Source organism: Sporosarcina sp. P2 (assembly GCF_002743255.1).
In the GTDB taxonomy this organism is placed as follows: Bacteria; Bacillota; Bacilli; order Bacillales_A; family Planococcaceae; genus Sporosarcina.
Window position 1 is genome coordinate 259,509 of record NZ_PDYY01000002.1, and the last position, 18,623, is coordinate 278,131.

Annotated in this window: 18 protein-coding genes; all 18 read right to left on the reverse strand. The window is 35.0% G+C overall.

Going from position 1 to position 18,623, the window contains the following annotated elements:
• Nucleotides 1-154: 154 nt before the first annotated feature.
• On the reverse strand, nt 155-451 hold the full coding sequence (locus CSV67_RS03740; protein ID WP_099630283.1) for a hypothetical protein: 297 nt from the start codon (nt 449-451) through the stop codon (nt 155-157).
• A gap of 58 nt (nt 452-509) precedes the next feature.
• Nucleotides 510-686 (reverse strand): defense against restriction DarA-related protein, encoded by a 177-nt coding sequence (locus CSV67_RS16625; protein WP_233192547.1) that lies wholly within the window; start codon nt 684-686, stop codon nt 510-512.
• Between the two features lie 84 nt (nt 687-770).
• Nucleotides 771-1,151 carry a hypothetical protein gene (locus tag CSV67_RS03745; RefSeq protein ID WP_143560675.1) on the reverse strand — a complete coding sequence of 127 codons (381 nt, stop codon included), beginning with the start codon at nt 1,149-1,151 and terminating at the stop codon, nt 771-773.
• Nucleotides 1,152-1,353: 202 nt separating this feature from the next.
• A complete protein-coding gene (gene radC / locus CSV67_RS03755; protein ID WP_099630286.1) occupies nt 1,354-2,016 on the reverse strand; it encodes a RadC family protein in 663 nt (220 codons plus the stop codon).
• A gap of 120 nt (nt 2,017-2,136) precedes the next feature.
• Nucleotides 2,137-2,499: a hypothetical protein gene (locus CSV67_RS03760; protein ID WP_099630287.1), complete on the reverse strand. Its 363-nt coding sequence runs from the start codon at nt 2,497-2,499 to the stop codon at nt 2,137-2,139.
• Nucleotides 2,500-2,514: 15 nt separating this feature from the next.
• Complete coding sequence (locus tag CSV67_RS03765; protein WP_099630288.1) at nt 2,515-2,763, reverse strand: hypothetical protein; 249 nt, start codon at nt 2,761-2,763, stop codon at nt 2,515-2,517.
• A 705-nt stretch (nt 2,764-3,468) separates the two neighbouring features.
• The gene (locus CSV67_RS03770; RefSeq protein WP_099630289.1) at nt 3,469-4,299 is read right to left on the reverse strand and encodes an RES domain-containing protein; all 831 of its coding nucleotides are present in this window, start codon (nt 4,297-4,299) and stop codon (nt 3,469-3,471) included.
• A gap of 21 nt (nt 4,300-4,320) precedes the next feature.
• Entirely contained in the window at nt 4,321-5,634 is a 1,314-nt protein-coding gene (locus tag CSV67_RS03775; protein WP_099630290.1) for a PIN-like domain-containing protein, read from the reverse strand.
• A gap of 448 nt (nt 5,635-6,082) precedes the next feature.
• Nucleotides 6,083-6,787, reverse strand: coding sequence for a PD-(D/E)XK nuclease family protein (locus tag CSV67_RS03780; RefSeq protein WP_099630350.1), 705 nt, complete (start codon nt 6,785-6,787; stop codon nt 6,083-6,085).
• 80 nt (nt 6,788-6,867) lie between these two features.
• Nucleotides 6,868-7,341, reverse strand: coding sequence for a single-stranded DNA-binding protein (locus tag CSV67_RS03785; RefSeq protein ID WP_099630291.1), 474 nt, complete (start codon nt 7,339-7,341; stop codon nt 6,868-6,870).
• A 72-nt stretch (nt 7,342-7,413) separates the two neighbouring features.
• Nucleotides 7,414-8,199, reverse strand: a complete 786-nt coding sequence (locus tag CSV67_RS03790) for a hypothetical protein (protein WP_099630292.1) — start codon at nt 8,197-8,199, stop codon at nt 7,414-7,416.
• 2 nt (nt 8,200-8,201) lie between these two features.
• Nucleotides 8,202-9,494 (reverse strand): RecT family recombinase, encoded by a 1,293-nt coding sequence (locus CSV67_RS03795; RefSeq protein ID WP_099630293.1) that lies wholly within the window; start codon nt 9,492-9,494, stop codon nt 8,202-8,204.
• A 565-nt stretch (nt 9,495-10,059) separates the two neighbouring features.
• Nucleotides 10,060-11,868 carry a hypothetical protein gene (locus CSV67_RS03800; protein WP_099630294.1) on the reverse strand — a complete coding sequence of 603 codons (1,809 nt, stop codon included), beginning with the start codon at nt 11,866-11,868 and terminating at the stop codon, nt 10,060-10,062.
• Nucleotides 11,869-11,889: 21 nt separating this feature from the next.
• Nucleotides 11,890-13,878 (reverse strand): coiled-coil domain-containing protein, encoded by a 1,989-nt coding sequence (locus tag CSV67_RS03805; RefSeq protein WP_099630295.1) that lies wholly within the window; start codon nt 13,876-13,878, stop codon nt 11,890-11,892.
• Nucleotides 13,878-14,531, reverse strand: a complete 654-nt coding sequence (locus tag CSV67_RS03810; RefSeq protein ID WP_099630296.1) for a hypothetical protein — start codon at nt 14,529-14,531, stop codon at nt 13,878-13,880. The genes CSV67_RS03805 and CSV67_RS03810 overlap by 1 nt, the downstream gene beginning before the upstream one ends.
• 395 nt (nt 14,532-14,926) lie before the next feature.
• On the reverse strand, nt 14,927-15,643 hold the full coding sequence (locus CSV67_RS03815; RefSeq protein ID WP_099630297.1) for a hypothetical protein: 717 nt from the start codon (nt 15,641-15,643) through the stop codon (nt 14,927-14,929).
• Nucleotides 15,644-15,708: 65 nt separating this feature from the next.
• Nucleotides 15,709-16,551 (reverse strand): S1 RNA-binding domain-containing protein, encoded by an 843-nt coding sequence (locus CSV67_RS03820; RefSeq protein WP_233192548.1) that lies wholly within the window; start codon nt 16,549-16,551, stop codon nt 15,709-15,711.
• Between the two features lie 150 nt (nt 16,552-16,701).
• Nucleotides 16,702-18,453: a type IV secretory system conjugative DNA transfer family protein gene (locus CSV67_RS03825; protein ID WP_233192549.1), complete on the reverse strand. Its 1,752-nt coding sequence runs from the start codon at nt 18,451-18,453 to the stop codon at nt 16,702-16,704.
• Nucleotides 18,454-18,623 lie beyond the last annotated feature (170 nt).

Genomic DNA, 18,623 nt, shown 5'->3' on the forward strand with positions numbered 1-18,623 from the left:
GATAACAAAAACAGAGGGAACTTGGTATGAGTCCCCTCTGCTGAGTATGCTGTTTTACAATTTACTTAATATTTTCAGAAACGCATCTATCGTTAAAGATTTTGTAACAATTTTAAATCATTACCATGTCCAGTCTTATCCCCCCACTAAATTGTCAATACTCTTCGGGTAACATTGCGATACAGACTAACTCATCACCGTAGTCGTCAGTTACCAACCAAATATTTTCAGGTATGTTTAATTCAGTTAGATCCAATTCGCCAAAGATATTTTCATTTCCATCTGTTATGATCACTTTATCGCCTTCCTTTTTGAAGGTAATAAAATAACTTTGTTCGTAAAACTCTCTAGCAATCCGAAACATAACAGCAAGAATATTAGTGTATTTTCCGTCCTCTTCAATCAAACCATTTATTCCTCTTGTTAGCAAAGGTCTGAATGCCTTCTCCATATTTGTTTTCCTCCAATTTTATTAACACCCATATTTTTCATCTGTTAAAACTGGCTACTCACTTCGCTAAAACCGTCCATGCCTTCATGTCATAGTCGTCTAGTTCTTCCACAGTCAATTCACGTTCGTATGCAACGATCCCGTGTCTCCCTTCAGCTTCAATCACTTCTACGAAACCCTTTGGCTGGCATCCAATTGATACAGGACGTAGCAGCATTTCATACCAATACTTCATACAAATCATCCTTTCAAATGTATTAATAAAAAAACAAAAGACGTTCCATTGAATACACAAGGAACGCCTTTCACATAAATTTAGTCAATCATACCAAATATGTTTTCTTTGATCTAAAGCTCTTACGCAATCTATCGTTTGACACTTTCCAATTTCCTTAGTCAATCCACCGGTACTTTCTCCATCTCGGCAAGTTAAATAAAGTACCTCTACCCCATTGGGGGTATTTAAGATGGCTACCCACGACGAGTCATATCCTTGACGTAATTCAGTTCGGAACAAGTGCAACAAGGAAATACTTTCTGTCGGAACTTGAATCTGCAATACCATACCCTTTATTTTTTCATCCATAAGGCTTTTTGTTTCCATTACCTTTCTCTTGGATTCATTTATTACATATTGCAAATCCTTTTTTCTTTTTCCAACTTCACAATTCTTTTCTCCCGATACGTTGATATAACCCATTCCACGTTGTACGAATTAGTTAACCGGAAATTTTCTTGATCAAGTGCTTTATTTGCTTCCTGTAATTTTTCAATTTCTATGTTCTTTCTATTAAAATGGTTCCATACTTTTGAAAATAAGTTTTTCATTTTGCATTCTCCTCGGATCTAATTTTGATGAAAAATAAAGAGCGTAAATTAATACGCTCTTTGTCAGATTTTATTTACATATACCCTTTTTCTTTAAGTGATAAGAATTGATGGTCTCCTATAATCACATGATCTAAAAGCTCGACTCCCATCACACTGCCAGCTTCAGCCAGTCTCTTAGTAACTTCAATGTCTTCCGGTGAAGGATCTGGCGATCCGCTGGGATGATTGTGCCCGCAAATTATGGATGCAGCACTATGTTTTACAGCTTCGCGATAGATCTCGCGTGGATGTACTATCGAGGAATTTAAGCTACCGATAAAAATCGTCTTTTTATGAAGCACTTCATTTTTTACATTTAAAAATAATACTACAAAATGCTCCTGCGTAAGAGATGTCATGTCGGCCATTAAATAAGACGCTGCATCTTCAGGCGACCTAATTGTATAACGTTTTTCATTCTTTCCAGCATTCCGTACTTTTTTAGCAAGAAGCATTCCCGAATGAACCTTCAGAGCTTCATTATGTGTCATGCCTTCCTCTTCTAATTCCGAAACAGTCATTTCGACTAAGGCTCTTATCCCGCGCCCCGCTAATCGACCTGTAAATTCAGGTGTTGAAGATGGTCCGATTAGCACGGCAAGAATGTCTTGCAACTCTATGACGCTTTCTGAACCAATTGCATTGTATGTTGCGACTGCTTCACGAGCAGAAGTAATATATTTTATTGTTGTCATTTTTGATAGTCCTCTCTCACACAAAGCTAGTACCGAGTGGCACTAGCGTTCATGTGCCACTCATTCCTTGCCCGGTGGAAGGCTTTTTATGTTATAATGAATCTACATTGTTTTAAAGAATTACTTTTTACGAGACGAGAATCTTCTTGTCTCTTTTTTTTCGCCCATTTTTGCTACAATGGCATCATCCCAACCCAACTTTTTCAGGTTAGAAGCAGTAATGTTCAACACTTTCCATGGATTAACACCTTCAAGAACCATGTTCTGCGCTAATTCTTTCAGCCCTTCTTCATTGAAACTCCATGATGCAGATATGCTATAATCCCAAATCACGTCACCGGTATCAATTGGACCATTAACATCAACGAATGCTTTCAATTCAACTTTCATTGCTTTCGCAGCTGCTTCGACCCGTTCAATTTCCTTACCTAGTTTTATTGCATAATCCATGCTTTTAACTTCTTCTGTTTTTGCGAGTACCATGATTAAACTCCTCCTTTAAATTCCAATACTTCCGCTACCAATAACCTTCACATCACCGTTTTCAATGGACAAGAAAATATCTTGAATATCGGTAAGCAAATTCAGCTTTTTAACTTCTCCTTTGCCATCCAGTTGGTAGATACCACCAAACTTAAAGACAAGAAATTTCCGTTCTTTCTTTTCATCTATATAACAGATGAAAGATTTCTTCACACCTCCTTTTTTAACATTGGAAATAAGACTCTCTAATTGTTTTCCAACCATTTAAATCACTCCATTCCCTCTTTATTTTTAAAAACAAAAAAAGCCGACCGCATCCCGAAGGATTCAATCGACTTTTAATATATATCACGCAAAAATGCGTAAATACCCCATGTGATTATGCCCGAAAGCAATTTTTTGACGTGCAATTACATCTGCCTAGCTTTTCTCGAAATGAGAATTCAAAGGCTGCAACATTTGTGTCGAATCTCCTTTTAGAAAATTAAAAGGTATAACGACTTTCATCAAAATGCGATGACTTGGAAACTAATAGAATATAGATTAAGTTTATCAAATCAAAGTAGCAGTCGCAACACTTTGGAATACGTGTATCTAGTAACCCCCATAGATATTGTTTTACTAATGACCTTATGAGAAAAAGAGGCTGGCTGAATGGTAGTCAATCAATTCGACTTTGATTTTTAATATTTCAAAACCCATTCACTTTTCCTAAACTCTAAGTTTACGAACCGTCAATAAACCTGCTGAGTATTTCATTCTTCTTTTTAAAATCAGGATTACTTAGGATTGTATCAATAAAGGCAGTATCAGTTAGATTAAACAAATTAATTCTCTGTAATCCATAATCTCCCAATGGAGTAGGGTTTTATATCTGCATTAGTTCTTAACCATTCAGCAAAGTATCTTGATTCATCATTGGTACTTTTCACACACTCTAATTTTGTTCTCTGTATATATAACTTAGATTTAGAGATATTCAGTGGTATTAATTTGCTCCATTGAATTTTGTATAACAGAGGCATCATTTGGCTCAAACAGAACTAAATTTGTACCATTTTGATGAACAGTACTTCTAAATATCATTCCTGCATACCCTTGCTCATTCATATAATTAGCAAGAGCATGGAAAGGAGCATACTCATATTTTTTTACTTCTTGCTCATTACTATTAATAGGTTTAAAAATCTGGTCATTAGCAAACATATTAAAGTAAACATTAGCTAGTATATAAGATAGTTTTTCTTTATCTACTGAAAAGCCATTCACTGCATGTTTATATATGTATTCAATTAACCCTGCCTCTGAATTAGGAATACTGCTGTCACCACAGATATTTATTACTTTCTTGTTTTTTGCTGATTCATTAATTTTAAACTTACATATTGTAGCTACAGAATTTTCAGTTGCTCTAATTTCTTTCAAAACAGTTTTTACTGAATGTTTTTTAGTTATATTTTCATCTTTGCCTGAAATACCTGCATAGAGAAATGCTTTTCCTGGGGGATTCATTCTGTTATTACCTTTTGCAAATTCAATTTTAGGTACCATTCTTTCATAATTATCAAGGTCAATGTCCTCTGATACTCCTCTATACATATGTTTTATGTCAGAAAGATTAACCTCAAAGAGTTTACAAGTCACCTTGAAAAAGTTATCAAATACTTCAAAGAAAATATAGTCATTTATTAACCTATTCAAATCATCATATTCAACTACACCATTATGTAAGTCCTCTTTTAAACTGATCCATTGCTCAGTCATTAGCTGAACATTACTATCAAAATCCTTTTTAGCCACTTATCTAACCTCACTTAGCTTTTATATATGTCCATCAGGAAAAGCCCCGTAAAAATCAATGGTACTTTTTATATTTGGTATTTCTTCTAGCAATTCGAAAGCTCTCTCAACAGCATCCTCAGGTAAAGCATTATAAAAATGCTGCCCTAAGTGTCCTTTTTCTTCATTTAATGTTGAAAGCAATATAACAAGGTCCTGATATTTCTTTTCTACTCTAGGTAAAGCATTTTTATATGCCCATTGGATTGCTTGACTATATTTAAAATTAGCTGTAGATGAATCCAATTCTAAATGATTAGACTGATTTACCCTTTGGTAAAAAACATTTCTTTCATCCTCACTTAAATAATCAGCTACTTTATTTAAAGCACTGGCTTTTTTTATTTTTAATTTATTCTCATTATCCTCATATTTTCTTATGTTCTCAATCTCAATAGTTACTTTCTGAGCTTGTTCTTCTGTTACACCGTAACCTAAGTACTCTATTGCCTTTCTTACAAAGTTATCTGTCCTATACATATAAAATTTCTGTTGGGTTTTATTTAGAAACTCCTGAATTAGTTGAGGATGAGGTCTTTTAATTTTACCTCCATGTATCTCCCACCAATCCTCTTTCCTATCCTCAGTAATATAAATTATAGGTTTTGGATTTTCCTCAGTTTTTGCTTTGTCAATCAACTGATTCCATACTATTAAATCACCATATAACTGCTGATACCTAAAATCACCATAGGTTCTATAGACTTGTTTATCATCAGTTTTGTCTTTAAATCCCGGAGGAATATTATGTTGGTATCTTTCTTTCCCCTCTTTCTCAATAGCATTAATTTTTTCTTGAGAGTATGGTTCACCAACAATTCCATCAAGCAAATCCAATAAATCCTGTTGAATAGTATTAGAGTTTGGCAATTCCCCAATTTCTCCCTCTATCATTTCTTGGAGTTTCTTATTTGATTGTTCCATGTCATCAATAAAAAACTCGTATTTTTCTGTCATTATGTAAGGATGTTTACTTTTTACTTTACCTAAAGTCTTTTTAGCTTCCTCTTTTAGTTTCCTTAAATCTTTTTCTAATAAATCATAGCCCTCCTTTTGTTTGTACATATTGTCCTCATAATTAAAAAAGTATTCTAGGGCTACTTGATGAGGAATCCATAACCTTTCATTTACTTTTAATTTCTTTAATATATCTAATAAGCTCTTAGTAGACTCCTTAGATGTATATTTGTAAAAGTTTATCAATATATTTGTATCAACTACAATGATTGCTTTTTCCCATAAATCTTTAAATTCTTCTTCTGTATAACCAATAAATCCTTTAAATTGCTCTAACAAAGATATTCACCCACTTATTTTACCATTTACATAATGATAACAGAAAAAGGAAGAGCTTTGACACCTCCCTTTAATTAATTCTTAGCTGTTTTCCATAACTACCTTTTAAGTGAAATGTAGAAAATGAGGACTTATATTTGTCATTCACACATTTAAACTTTACCTTTTGCATCTCATCATTTCCATTGTGTTGGAATGATGTTAGCTTAGGCCCTTGAAATTAATCACAGAGAGGACATTTTCCTTTAACACCATCCTAGTTTTGTTAGTAATATTGACCACAGCTTAAAAGCCTTGTAAAACCAGCGATGTAATGAGGATGTACTGTAATTATTCCATTATTGTAAGCATAGTCATGTAAATACCTCTCTCCACTATTTATTGGTCAAAGAAAAAACACCGAAGGGAATAATCCACATCGGTGATACCTCTATCCTATTTTCATCTTTTAATAACTACTAAACTTTCGATAGCATTCAATTACAAACGGGCAATGCCTACAATGGCTAGAAGGTGTCGATAGGAATAAACCTTCCGCTTCTTCCGGTAGAATGTCTAAAATCTCACGTTTGGAATTAATTTCATTTGCTACCGCCAAAGCCCACTGTCTGGACCTTTCCATATCAGTCTGATTGAAAACGTGTTTGCTCGCTCTTCTAAATCGAAGAAAATACAAGTTGCCTTCAACCCGTGTTCTGTTCTTTAATTGGCCTACAGCCCACGCGTACAATCCTAATTGGTGATTATCATGAACATCGTATCTAACCCTGTTCGTCTTCCAGTCGACTATTTTACTTGCATCTGGTGATACAAGATCAATATAGCCTTGTAACACCGGGGCTGAATCTGTATCAGAAAGGGAAAGTTGAAAATAAATCTCCGTTTCACCCATGTTCTCTTTAATCGGTGCATGACTAACCAAATCTGACATTTCATCCATGGTCACTTCTGGATGAAACTCGGCTTCAATCATCCCGTTTAAAACGGCTTCTGAATGAGACACTCCATTAATTTTATCCTCGATTGCTTTATGAACCCCTTTACCCAAAGCTAAAGGGTATGTGGTCGGTTCTTCGTATCCCGCGATGTATTTCTTGAAGAATCGATAAGGACAGGTTGTATAAAGGTTTAAACGTGAAAAAGAGTAAATCAATATGACCTCTCCATTCTTCTTTCTGTTTTCAAAAAACAAAAAGGAGACCGGATACCCAATCTCCTTCTACTAAATTTCCATTAGAACGGCAAGTCATCATCGCTTACGGCAATAGGACCTCCACCCGTTTCGAATTGATTACCATTTTGATTTTGAGCGTTACTGTTGCCAGCGTATTGATTGGATTGTTTCTGATAGTTCCCCTGTCCTTGCTGTTGTTGAGCGCCTTGACCTTGTGGTTTTGGATCTAGAAACTGTACAAAGTCAGCGACCACCTCTGTAACGTAAACACGGTCTCCCTTGTCATTCTCGTAGTGTCGAGTATTAATACGACCATTTACAGCCGCTTGACTACCTTTTCTAAGGAAGTTCGCTGCATTTTCAGCCGGCTTTCTCCATACTTGAATCATGATGAAATCAGCTTCATTTTCACCATTGGCATTTTTAAAGGGACGGTTAATAGCAAGCGTAAAATTACAAACAGCTACACCATTTTGCGTGTATTTCAATTCAGGCTCTTTTGTTAAACGACCTACTAGACTTACGTTATTCATATTGATCTCCTTTTCTCGTAACTGATTTTCAGTTACGTCCCCATTTTTCCTCCGTAAAGGGTGACGGATATTTTAATTAGCGAAAGACATTTTGTCATTCACGATGGCTTGTTTTTTATGAGCACCTTTTATGGGTGTTTGCAGTTTATCCATTTCTAGCATGTGATAAAGAAAAACGACGTTGTACACGACTTTATCCATTCCAAAGTCATAGGTTGATAATGATGCTTTCCACGCCGCTCGCGCTATCTCAGTTCCTTCTTTAGCCCAGCCAGTACGTTCATCTTCATCCTTCACGTATTCAGCCAACAGTCGATTGAACAACAAATAAATTTGCGTTTTATGACACGACTGAATGACATATTGAAGAAGTTCATTTTGACGTGCTGCTTGATTTTCAATGTGAGCAATCACCATAAACAAGGCAAAGTGTTTTACAAGCCCTTCATGCTCATAATTTTTCCAATCCATTAAAACCGATTCTCGATTCTTTTTGAAGTCGTTATGGTCTTTTCGTTTGTATTCAGCCCATCCGATTAATCGAAGCTGACGTGCATTCAAACTTTCAGCAGGGTGTACAGGTTTCATCCTTTTACTAAAGTATTTTTCACGCACTTTGTTATAAGGAAGACCTGATAACTTTGCTTCAAAGTCTAAAACGCCTCCTGAAACGCCACAATACCAACATTTATAGACTTGATCATGCGTATTTAAAGATAGATAAAACTTATTTCCTTTACCTGGCTTAGAATCCTCTTCGCAAAATGTACATTTGCAAAGCGTTTCCTTTTTACCGTGATATCGGGGATTGAACGTAAGTCCATATTCCTCAGCAACTTTTAGAATCTCTGGGAGCATAATCAAGCACTCCTTTTATTTGCATCTCTCAATTTCACGAAAAACGTAAATCCATTTTCAATACGTGTCTGCATTGCAAATTCGCTACCTTCGGAAAGGTGCTTTGTTGTCTCAACTGCTTCATGACCTTGTGCAAACACCATTGATTGCTTATTATCCGCGATATTTCTCACATACATTTTTGCAAAAGATACGCCAGCTGGTGTTGTCCCCGGTTCATACTTTTCCATGATGAATGTATCAAGCGGTTCAGTAGGCTCGGAAGCCAGTTGATTTTCCTGTTGAATAGGCTCTTGAACAGATTCTGTTTGTTTTGATTCCGGTTCAGTTTGAACAGTTTGCTCATCCGTCTGAACATACGAAAACTTTTCAAGAAAATTAAATCCACTTTCATTTTTAATGACCAAAGACAACTCTTGCCCCGTTTGAACACGGCTTAGAGAGTCAATTGTTTCTTCCTTCTCTTTTACCAAAACAAGACTTACTTCATTGGTCGCTTTGTCCATTACGTTCAATTTTGCAAACGGAACATTTTGTGGACTTACCCCTTTTTCAAAGCTTTGTAGGACGAATACCCCTTCAATACTGTTTTCCTTTGACTTTTGAACAGATGCTATAGGAGAATGCTGATTCTCTCCAACTTCGCTTTGTTTTTGTGGGGCTCGATTAGACTGATTCGGAATGTCCGCATTGCCACTATTGCTATTAAAGCCTTCATCAATCGACATTTCCTCACGAGTGTATAAACCACCTAATGGGAACTGACGACGAAGGACGAAGACTTCAGCTATTTTCTGGATCATAGCAGAGGGCATTTTATCCCAAACATTTTTATTTTTATACTTCGAGTTAAGTTCACCTGAATTTGCATGAAAGTATTCCAGAAAATCCACGAAGACGGCAACCGGTCTAAAACGTTTATGATGCATGACTGCATAAGCACCAAGTATAGGACCACGTTTCTGACCGAACTCATGCCGTACACTTCCCTCCGAAGGGATGAACTCGAATGTATCTCCTTCTCTAACCACGTTTGCGTTAGGAGGCCCTACATAACCTTCTTGCGTAGTAGCAACACGGAGCAACCCATCGCGAGTAGTAATGAAAGATGTATTTGGGCCGTTCTTCGTTTCGTAACGTTGAAAAACGATGTCGCCAAGCAAAGGATTCAAGCCGAATGTTTCACACACTTCGATGAAATGGTTCGCCTCTTCCTGAGTTCCATTTGCTGGCTGAACAAACCTATTCCAAATCAACGACTTTTGTTCGTTTGTAAACGTTAATACTTTTTCCACTTAAACCATCTCCTTTTGTATTTTTAATAAATAAAAAAAGTCGACTTCACCCTTAAGGGATCAATCGACTTTTATGTAACCCACCGCGCCAGAAAACGAAAGATATTTAGTTCTCTTGTCATTTCATTGCAGCACTCCTTTCGAATTTTTGAAATAAAAAAAGCCGATGTCACCCATAGTGGGATTAATCGGCTTTTAATATATATATCACGCAAATAATGCGTAAGCATCTAGTGTGCATACAGCAATCTTGGGACGTAATACGTCTGCCTAAATTTTCTCAAAGAGAATGAAAATACAAAGGCTAAACATTTGTGCCGAATCTCCTTTAATGAAAATTAAAAGGTATTACGACTTTCACCTGGAAAAATGGTGACGTGAAAACTAATGAAATATGTATATATTATATCCAATTCAAAAATAGATAGCAAATGGATTGGATACTTAGTATAAACATTCTGATTAACATAGCAAAGCTGATGTTTAAAAAACTGAATTGAAGCAAAATGAATTAATTTGGCAATCTTAATTTTACAAGTTTTTTGCTGCATTATGATTATAGAATTTATCTGTAAGTTGATTTATCGCTTGGCAATGGCTTGTTTCCCGGAATAATTACTACCACAATATTATCGGGGTATGTGTTTTTCAATTCATATAATGGTTCTATATGATCTAAATACACCAATTCTCTAAGATCATTAACTGGTTTATCTTTTTCATTTAAATCTAATAAAACGAAAACTCCTAATTGATCATATGAGTATACGTATGAATGAACTTGCTCCAGGTATTTATCACGTATACTGGCTTCAGTGATTTTTTGTTTTGTCTTTTTTAATTCGATTGGAAATGTATAATTATTGATTTTATAAACAATATCAATTCTGCCTCCGTCTGCAAAATTAATCTCTTCCTCCGATGAACCATATGCAATTCCTGAGTATTGAAAATGCTTAAATAAACTATCTTGAAGATCTTTTTCAGAAGCCGTAGCTCCTTTACCTTTATGCTTTTCGGTATACAAAAAGTTAAACACTTCATCTCTTTTATTTCTAACAGTTAATATTAGGTACCTTATTATCTGCTCCATTATTTGCATAAAGATATGAAGCTTTTCACTACTATAGTTCGGAACTTCTTTCTTAATAGAGCTATACAAACTATTAAAAATTTCTTCTCCTATTTGAAAACCCGTAATAAATTCGTAGTTACTTCCATGACTAGCCATTGTATATTCTGCTATCACTTCCAAAACATGATCTAAGTCTTGGATATCATGGGTTGTCTTAAACCTTTTCACTAATTCAGCAACATTCCCTCCCCGAGTAACACTGTCTATTTTCACACAAGCTTCAATAATTGAATCATCGTCCTTTTTTTTTTCTTCTTTTTTTATTATTTCTAAAAGGTAGCTTAAAAAATTGCTTAATGATTTATCATCAGAATAACTGGAAATTATAGTGTTTATTCTTATCTCATAATATGAAAAGTTTTTAAAATATAACTTTTTGAGTATATTTTCATTAACTTGCGATTGCAATCTAGAAAGTAAAGTTTGTTGGAATCCACTGCCAGAAAGAGAGACATTCAAAAGCTCGTAGTGGTATTCTGATAACTTCTTAAATTCAATGAAAAAGTCTATCCACAGATTGTGATTATTTGTTGATTCATATATACTTTTCAAGTTGTAAAAAACCTTGTTTAACTTATATTCAATAGCGAGCAGGTTTTGATTATAGTGATATGCAGATCTAACAGATAGAAGATTAAATATAATTTCAAAGGAATCATCCATTTCTTTTTCATTTGTTGTGAAAAAGGATTCAATAAACTTACTAACATTATAAAAATAATCTGCGTCCGTTCTATTTTCGATTTGTGTTCTTGCATAGTTGAATAACGTAGAACTCCTATTTAACATATCAATAAATTCTGCTTTATCATCAGAAGTATTACACTCCAAAAACTTCAATAAACCCAATCTGTAATAAGCCTCCGAAGAAACCTCAGGATTCTGATGTTCTATACAACTTTCTAACTTTTCACTTACGCCCTGATCATCGAAGAACATGGTTAAATATCTTAACGAAGTAATTAATACAAATGGATCTTCTTCATTTTCAATATCTAATAACATGTCAAGAGTAGAGCCTCTTCTCACTTTATTGATAATGGTTAAAAAAACAAGCGCCTCAATAGTAAGGGTCTTTATATATGCATTATTTTCGTTTTCAAGAACTTTTCTAAAAAATCGCTTTAATTCTCTTTCTGAAATATGTTCAATATTATCCCGTTCAGTAATCCAATCTTCCATAAAAACAATTTTGTCAGGTACTTCTTTGTCGGAGAATTTTTCGTATAAAGTTCCCATCTATTTCACCCTATTTTAAATTTAAAATACGCTTATACCTGTTTCTCTTGAATCAACTTTTTCAGCTACACTTGCATTCTTTAACGGCTCTAATGCTGTCCCGATAATAATTTGCAAATCATCACCATAGTTTTTTTCAATTTCCTTAAATAGTAATGATAGCCCCTCTAAATCTTTACTTATTACCTCCTCCTTCCCTGGGGAATCAATAATAAGGAGCCTTGGATGTCGACCAGCGGAGAATACTATGTCTAATTGGATGAGGCTTATGAAAAATGCAATCTTTGCACGTAGCTGTTCACCTTCATTTAATTCACCAAACCTAGTTAACTCACCATTTTGAAGATATTGAACTTCTAAGTTGTCAGTAATAATAATATCTGTGACTGTAACTAATCCAAATACTTTAATTTGGTTTAATATCAAACCCTTCAGACTCGCCAGGATACTATCGCTTTCCTTAATTCTCATAACACTTAGTTCTTTGATTGCAGAATCCAATACTTTGATTGTATCATCTAGCTTTTCTGTAGAAGAATCTTCATTCTGTGAATTTAATCGGCTGATCCGATATTCTAACTCTATCTTTTTTTCAATAAAACTTGATAAGGAATCGATATCTTCTTCAGTAAATTCAATCAAGCTGAGCGTTTCTTCAATTTCTATTAATTCGCTTTTGTTCGATTCTACCTCTTTTTCTTTTAATATGATTTCTTTATTTAGTACTTCAAATCCATCTTTCAATTTCTGTTTTTGACCGGTTAATTCTATTAACTTTAAATCCAAAATTTCTTTTTGACTTACATTTGTTTCTGTTAAAGTATTTTCACAAAGCATACATTTGTGGTCAACCTGTTCAACAGATCTTCTTTCTGTTTCAATTTTTTGTTCACATCGTGGACATGCTTTTACTTCCAAATTACTAAAAAACATACCAAAGCTTAATTCTTCTTCTAATCTATTAATTTGTTTAGTAAAATGATTAATTTGTATTGCCATTTCTTTTTTATATGATTTCAGACTCATTAAATCTTCATCTAAGTCCTTGATTTGACTAACTTGATCATTATATTGTTTTAAATTAATACTTTTCTGAAAAGCACTTTTTTGATTTTGTTTCAATAACTCGATTGCTTCATTTATTTTATTTAGTTCACTTTCAATATCTGTATTATTAAGTGGACTTTCTTTTGAAACTGAAATAAACTTTTGCTTTTTTAAATTGTTTACTAAATGATCTTTATGGTGACTTAAAGAATTAATTGCGGAAGTAAACTGAAGACCAAGCAGCATCTCCATAACTTTCTTCCCTTGCGCTCCAAAATCCTCATTTAAAAATAAAACATTGTAATCTTTTGATTCGAGGTAAATGGATTTATAGTAGGTCTTCCAACTGGTCCGATTTTCTACTAAGTCCAGTTTTCTTTTATCGCTACTAGTCCACTTTAAATTATAATAGGATAACTCTTTGAAGAAGAATTCTTCCATAGCATTTTTGAAATATTTATCTGTATTGGATTCAAATTGAATTAAATGTGACTCAAGATCTTTTTCCTGCTCCTTATAGGTTAATAATTTTTTTAAATTAACCCTATAAAGACCACTAGAAGTTCTTTTTCCTAATAGATTAATATAAATCGTATAAGTAACATTTCCAATGTTAAATTCAAGAAAAATTTCATGTAACCAACTTAACACATCTTTTTTAATTGAATTCTTATCACCAGTTAGGGCAAACTTCATCACTTTGAAAAGTGATGATTTCCCTTTACTGTTATCAGCAAACAAAACATTAACACCACTATCAAATGTTTTTTGAAAGTTTATTTTTTCACCCGTATTTTTTTGTCCCTTAATCTTTATTTTATTTACTAATAGTCTTTTCCCAATGGAGAGGGGACTATCCTTTTCATAGTCACTTATATAAACTATTTTTTTTATTTCTTCATTACTAAATTTATCACTATGTATATTATGCAATCGAGATACAAAACCTTCGAAATTAAACATTAAAGTTCCTCCCCAAATAACTGAAAATATTTCCCTTTAACTTCCTGTTGAATCCCTTTAATATATTGATTAATTGGTGTAGTTCGATATTCATCGTATTCATACTGTTTTATTTTTAATTCCGTCCCTGATAAATCACCAAAATATTCTTTTATTAGCAACAATCTTTCTTCATACCATTTTGCTTTTTGAATATTTGTCAATATATCTTTTTCAATTTTTCTTATTCCTAAACTACTTAGATAATATAATTTATCAAAAACTTTGCCGGTTACACTTCTTCTGCTTTCAAATTTTATAAAGCCAACCGATACTAAAAATAATATAATATGATCAATTTCTTCGTATGCTCCAAAGAAATATCTCAACATGTCTTCCCGTCTCAACTCTGGTTCATTAGATTTAAATATCGATTTTACATGTTGTTGAATTTGATCATTACTATATCCCTTTTCTCCCACTAAATTTAGCAATTCATTTGCTAAGTAATCTGGATATCTAATTAGGAAATCTATTTTTTGTATTTTCACTTCACTCTTAAATACCTTTAAATATTCAGGATGAAGTTCAGATGTTTCTTCTATATCCTCAGATATAAAATAAAAAATTAATAATATTCTTAGTTTCTCCCTATAATAACCTCTTTCCTCCATGTTGTAGCCACCTCGAATTAAATTTATACCTTTACCTTATCATAATTCAGACTATTAACATATTAGTTACACTGATTAACCTGTGTAATTTGTCCTTATATGGCTATCTATTACCACCACTTTGTGCTTATAAGTTTGATTAGCACCTTTGTTTGTAAGACCAATGGTGCCTTAATAACGGCAACTCCTTTTGAAATTATTATAATACTAATTTTACAAGGAGTTGATTGAGACACTTTTAGTTATTCCATAGTTGTTGTTTTATTTTGGACAGAACTTCTGGTATCAGATTAGAGATAAATAATATCTACTCTAGAACTAGGTATTTATAATCTAAGGCATAGTTAAATTCTCGTCCCGCTATTTTTTGTAACTGATATTACTCAGGATCCTTCCTAGGATACTTTTACTTCTCTTACAAACTCACCGGATTTATCCAAGAAATAGAACAGCTTTTGAAGGTCACCAATGTCCTCTCTTAAATCCACGTCTACAGCCACCCTTACCTTTAGTTTTTCAGCATTTATCTTTAATGGTTGCAAGTGTCTAATTGACTCAGTAATAATGATTAGACGCTCGTTGAATTGTTTACCTTTCCATTTTAAATACATAAGCAAATCATTTACATCACCGCGTACCACATACACATAGATTGTCTTGCCTTGAAACTGAATTGCACCACTGAATGGTTCTTGTGTCGGCAAAACTTTTGATTCAGGAAAATGTTGAAACAGTTGGAAAAACAGAAGACGTTTCAAAACATCCTCTATTTTGTATTCGACCCAGTAGTTACTTTCATTACAGTCATTCAGCCCAGCAATAACTGCTCCATTTATTCCTAGTGAGTAAATCGGTACGATTTGTTTCTTTCTATGGATTTCATGCCGTACTATTTTCTTTTCTGCTACCATTCGTTTTAATCGTTTCTTATCCAAAGAAAATAACCGGAAGAGTTGTGCTCCCCCGATTACCCCTACCGCTGCTAATGCCTCCAATGCTTTCCGCTCTTTCTGTGATTCTCCGTTGACAAAATCTGAACGTTTTATGTTTGATGGTATTCGTGTCCAGTGCAAGCTCCATTCATGAGATAAAGAAAATGGACTGGTTGACATGGATTTCTCCTCCTTATATTAGAAATAAGGGGTCCAGGTCATTTTGACCCAACCCCTCGGTATTTTTACAGTACACGAGTAATACGCGTTCGAATCTGTTCCTTCTTTGCATCCGTTTCTAATACACGGACCAATACCCGGTCACCTCTTTTAACATTTTGGAACTTCAAGTGACGGGCCAATGAATCCACACCGGCTTCCAAGTTGACAAATACACCGTATTCACGGACTCCGGAAACTGTACCGACGTATTCATTACCAGACGAGTATCGACCAATTGAACGCAACCACGGGTTCTCTTGTGTCGCCTTTGCACTTACAACGACTTTTTTCTCTTCTTTATCAATCTCCAAAACTTTAACTTTCAGATGATCGCCCTGCTTTACTTCTTCTGTTAAATCATCAATCCAACCGTACTTAATTTCTTCAAGTGGAAGTTTCACTTCAATTCCACCGATATCAGCGCGTACAAGCGATGGGCTTACACTACGAACAACGGCAATGATTTCATCATCAACATCAATTTTCTTTAGAGTAATGGATGCCATTTGTTCCAACGCGGCCAAACGTGATCCAGTGAAGACCTCTGCTTCACGGTCATAGTTCAAAACTTTGAACGCAACAGTTTGACCTGTCATGGCTCGAAGCTGACGGAGATTGTCAGCACCCGTAAACTCCAATGGGATAAATCCACGGATATTACCTAGTGTTACAACAGCACAAGGTTTATCAAGCAGCGTTTCAATTCCAGTCATCGAAGCCTGTAGAATCGAATTATTTTGGTAAGCGCCGTAAACTTTTTTCCAATCATTATTAAACTCATTTTCCACCTGTACTTTCGATGGGTCAAAACCTTCGATTAGAACCTGCATGTTGTTTTCTGTCATTTTATATTCTCTCCATTTCAATAGTTTATTTTTGTTTGAAATTAAAACCTGTTTCGTTTTTCATTCTGATCGGATTACCCTTTACGAATAAAATTAGCAATAAAAATAACATCACCCATTAATCGACAGTACCGATTAGTGAACGATGTCACCCAATTATAAAACTTTTAACTAATCCCAAAATCCATCATTGGACTTGACTACATTGCTCGTTTCCTTCTTTCTAGGATTTGAATTCGGTGGAACAATACCCTTCTCTTCATTGGAAGGAACGGTAACAGCTGCTGGCTTATCCGTGACAATTGTCTGATTGAAGTCATGTTTAACTTCCTTCTTATGATTGCACGAACGCTTATCCTCTTTAAAGTTACAGGCAAGTTTTTTCTTTGTCTCAAAAAACTCCATTTCCGCTTCTGGTGCAATTTCTGGACTTTCGACAGTAGACGTTTCTAACGAATGAAGCGATTCTAGTTTGGGCTGGATATTAGATTCAATTGGGGTAGCAGTTGTTTGTTCTGTTTGTTCAGCCCCCTTCTCTATTTTTTTATTCACCCGTTCCCGAAAACGATCAAGCAGCCTATTCTTAGTGACCACCTCAGACTTTTTACTCTTTGCCTTTTTAAAAGTTGTTTTGTCTTCCCATTCCCTAAGTTCCTTCCAATTTCGTGGAACAAAATGACCTTTTGCTAAAGCGGGTTTCTGTGGTGTGCCATCTTCTAAAAGTTTATGGACAAAGTTGAATTTTGGTATGCCATCCATTAAATCTGTTGGATCAAAACGATATTCTTCATCCTCTGTATCCCGATAAGAGTCAGGAAATAGTCGGGGCAATAATATCCTGTTCTTATATGTGCTTTGCCTCATGATGACTTTATCTTTACCAAATTCATCCGCAAAATCTTGGGCATCCTGCGCGGATATACCGCCAAAACAGATTTTGTTTCGACAAGACGTAAGAATCGCTTGTTTCATTGCTTTTGGACCAAGATTCCCCGATTCGATTTCGAGTTGGCCAAGTGATTGTGTCGCAAAAATACCCGCTACCCGGTATTCGGCAGCGAGTGACAAAAAGATTTCTACATCCGGATTAATGTAACGACTGTATTCATCGACAATCAAAAAGTGCGGGATACGTGTATCTTCCGTTCCCGGTCTCCTAAACGTGCCGTTTTGCAAGTGCATGATAATAAATTGGCCGAAGGCATCCCCGGCTTTTCGTAGCTTACCTAGTGCCGTGTTAACTGCAAGAACGCCGCCTGTTTCTAAATGTTCATCAATATTCACATCACTTTTACCGGTCATAATTGTTCGCAGGGCCTCGTTACTGACGATATTTTCTAATTGTGCTCTTAAACCAATTACGAATTGCTGATATTTCTCACGCATACTTCCAAGTAGTTCCGCCTCAAAGAAATGGACTAAATCTGTCATCCCATCACGATGCTTTAATTCTGTAACCTTTTGTTCCAATACATTTTGATCACGCAACGTGTTCATTACATCGACGATATCCATGTTGTTGCCATGCAGTTCTTTAAGCAGCTTCGTGACGTTACGCGCCGATAGTTCCTGTACGGTTGCGAAGAACGCATCCTGTTTTCCGAATAATCCTTTTAATACAACGACCGTTGCTTCCGCAACTGTATCCGTGTCACCTTCCATTGGATTGAATCTTGCAGAGCCCGTTTTATCAGGATCAACGTGAGTACATGGGATATCCATTTCTTCGCACATTTCAGCAACCATTGCCGCAACATCTCCTTTTGGCTCTACAACAGATATACCTAAAGGGATACCTCGTTTCTTTTGCAATAGTAATTGGTATATCATCGGTTTCAATATTGTTGCAGTCTTCCCGCAACGTGTAGGGCCAACAGCAAGCATATGTGTGAAACAGTCGCTCCCTTGCCAAACGATTGGCATTCCCATCTGCAACAACTCCCTTCATTATCACCTCTTTATCCAATCCCACTTTCCAAAGTACACATGTATCTGTTCCATTTTGAATAGCGCACAGTTATTTTCTTCAAAGCTGAACAACGTCTGAATGGTCCTGGAAATCTTATATCTGAGTAATTCTAGATACTCTTTAT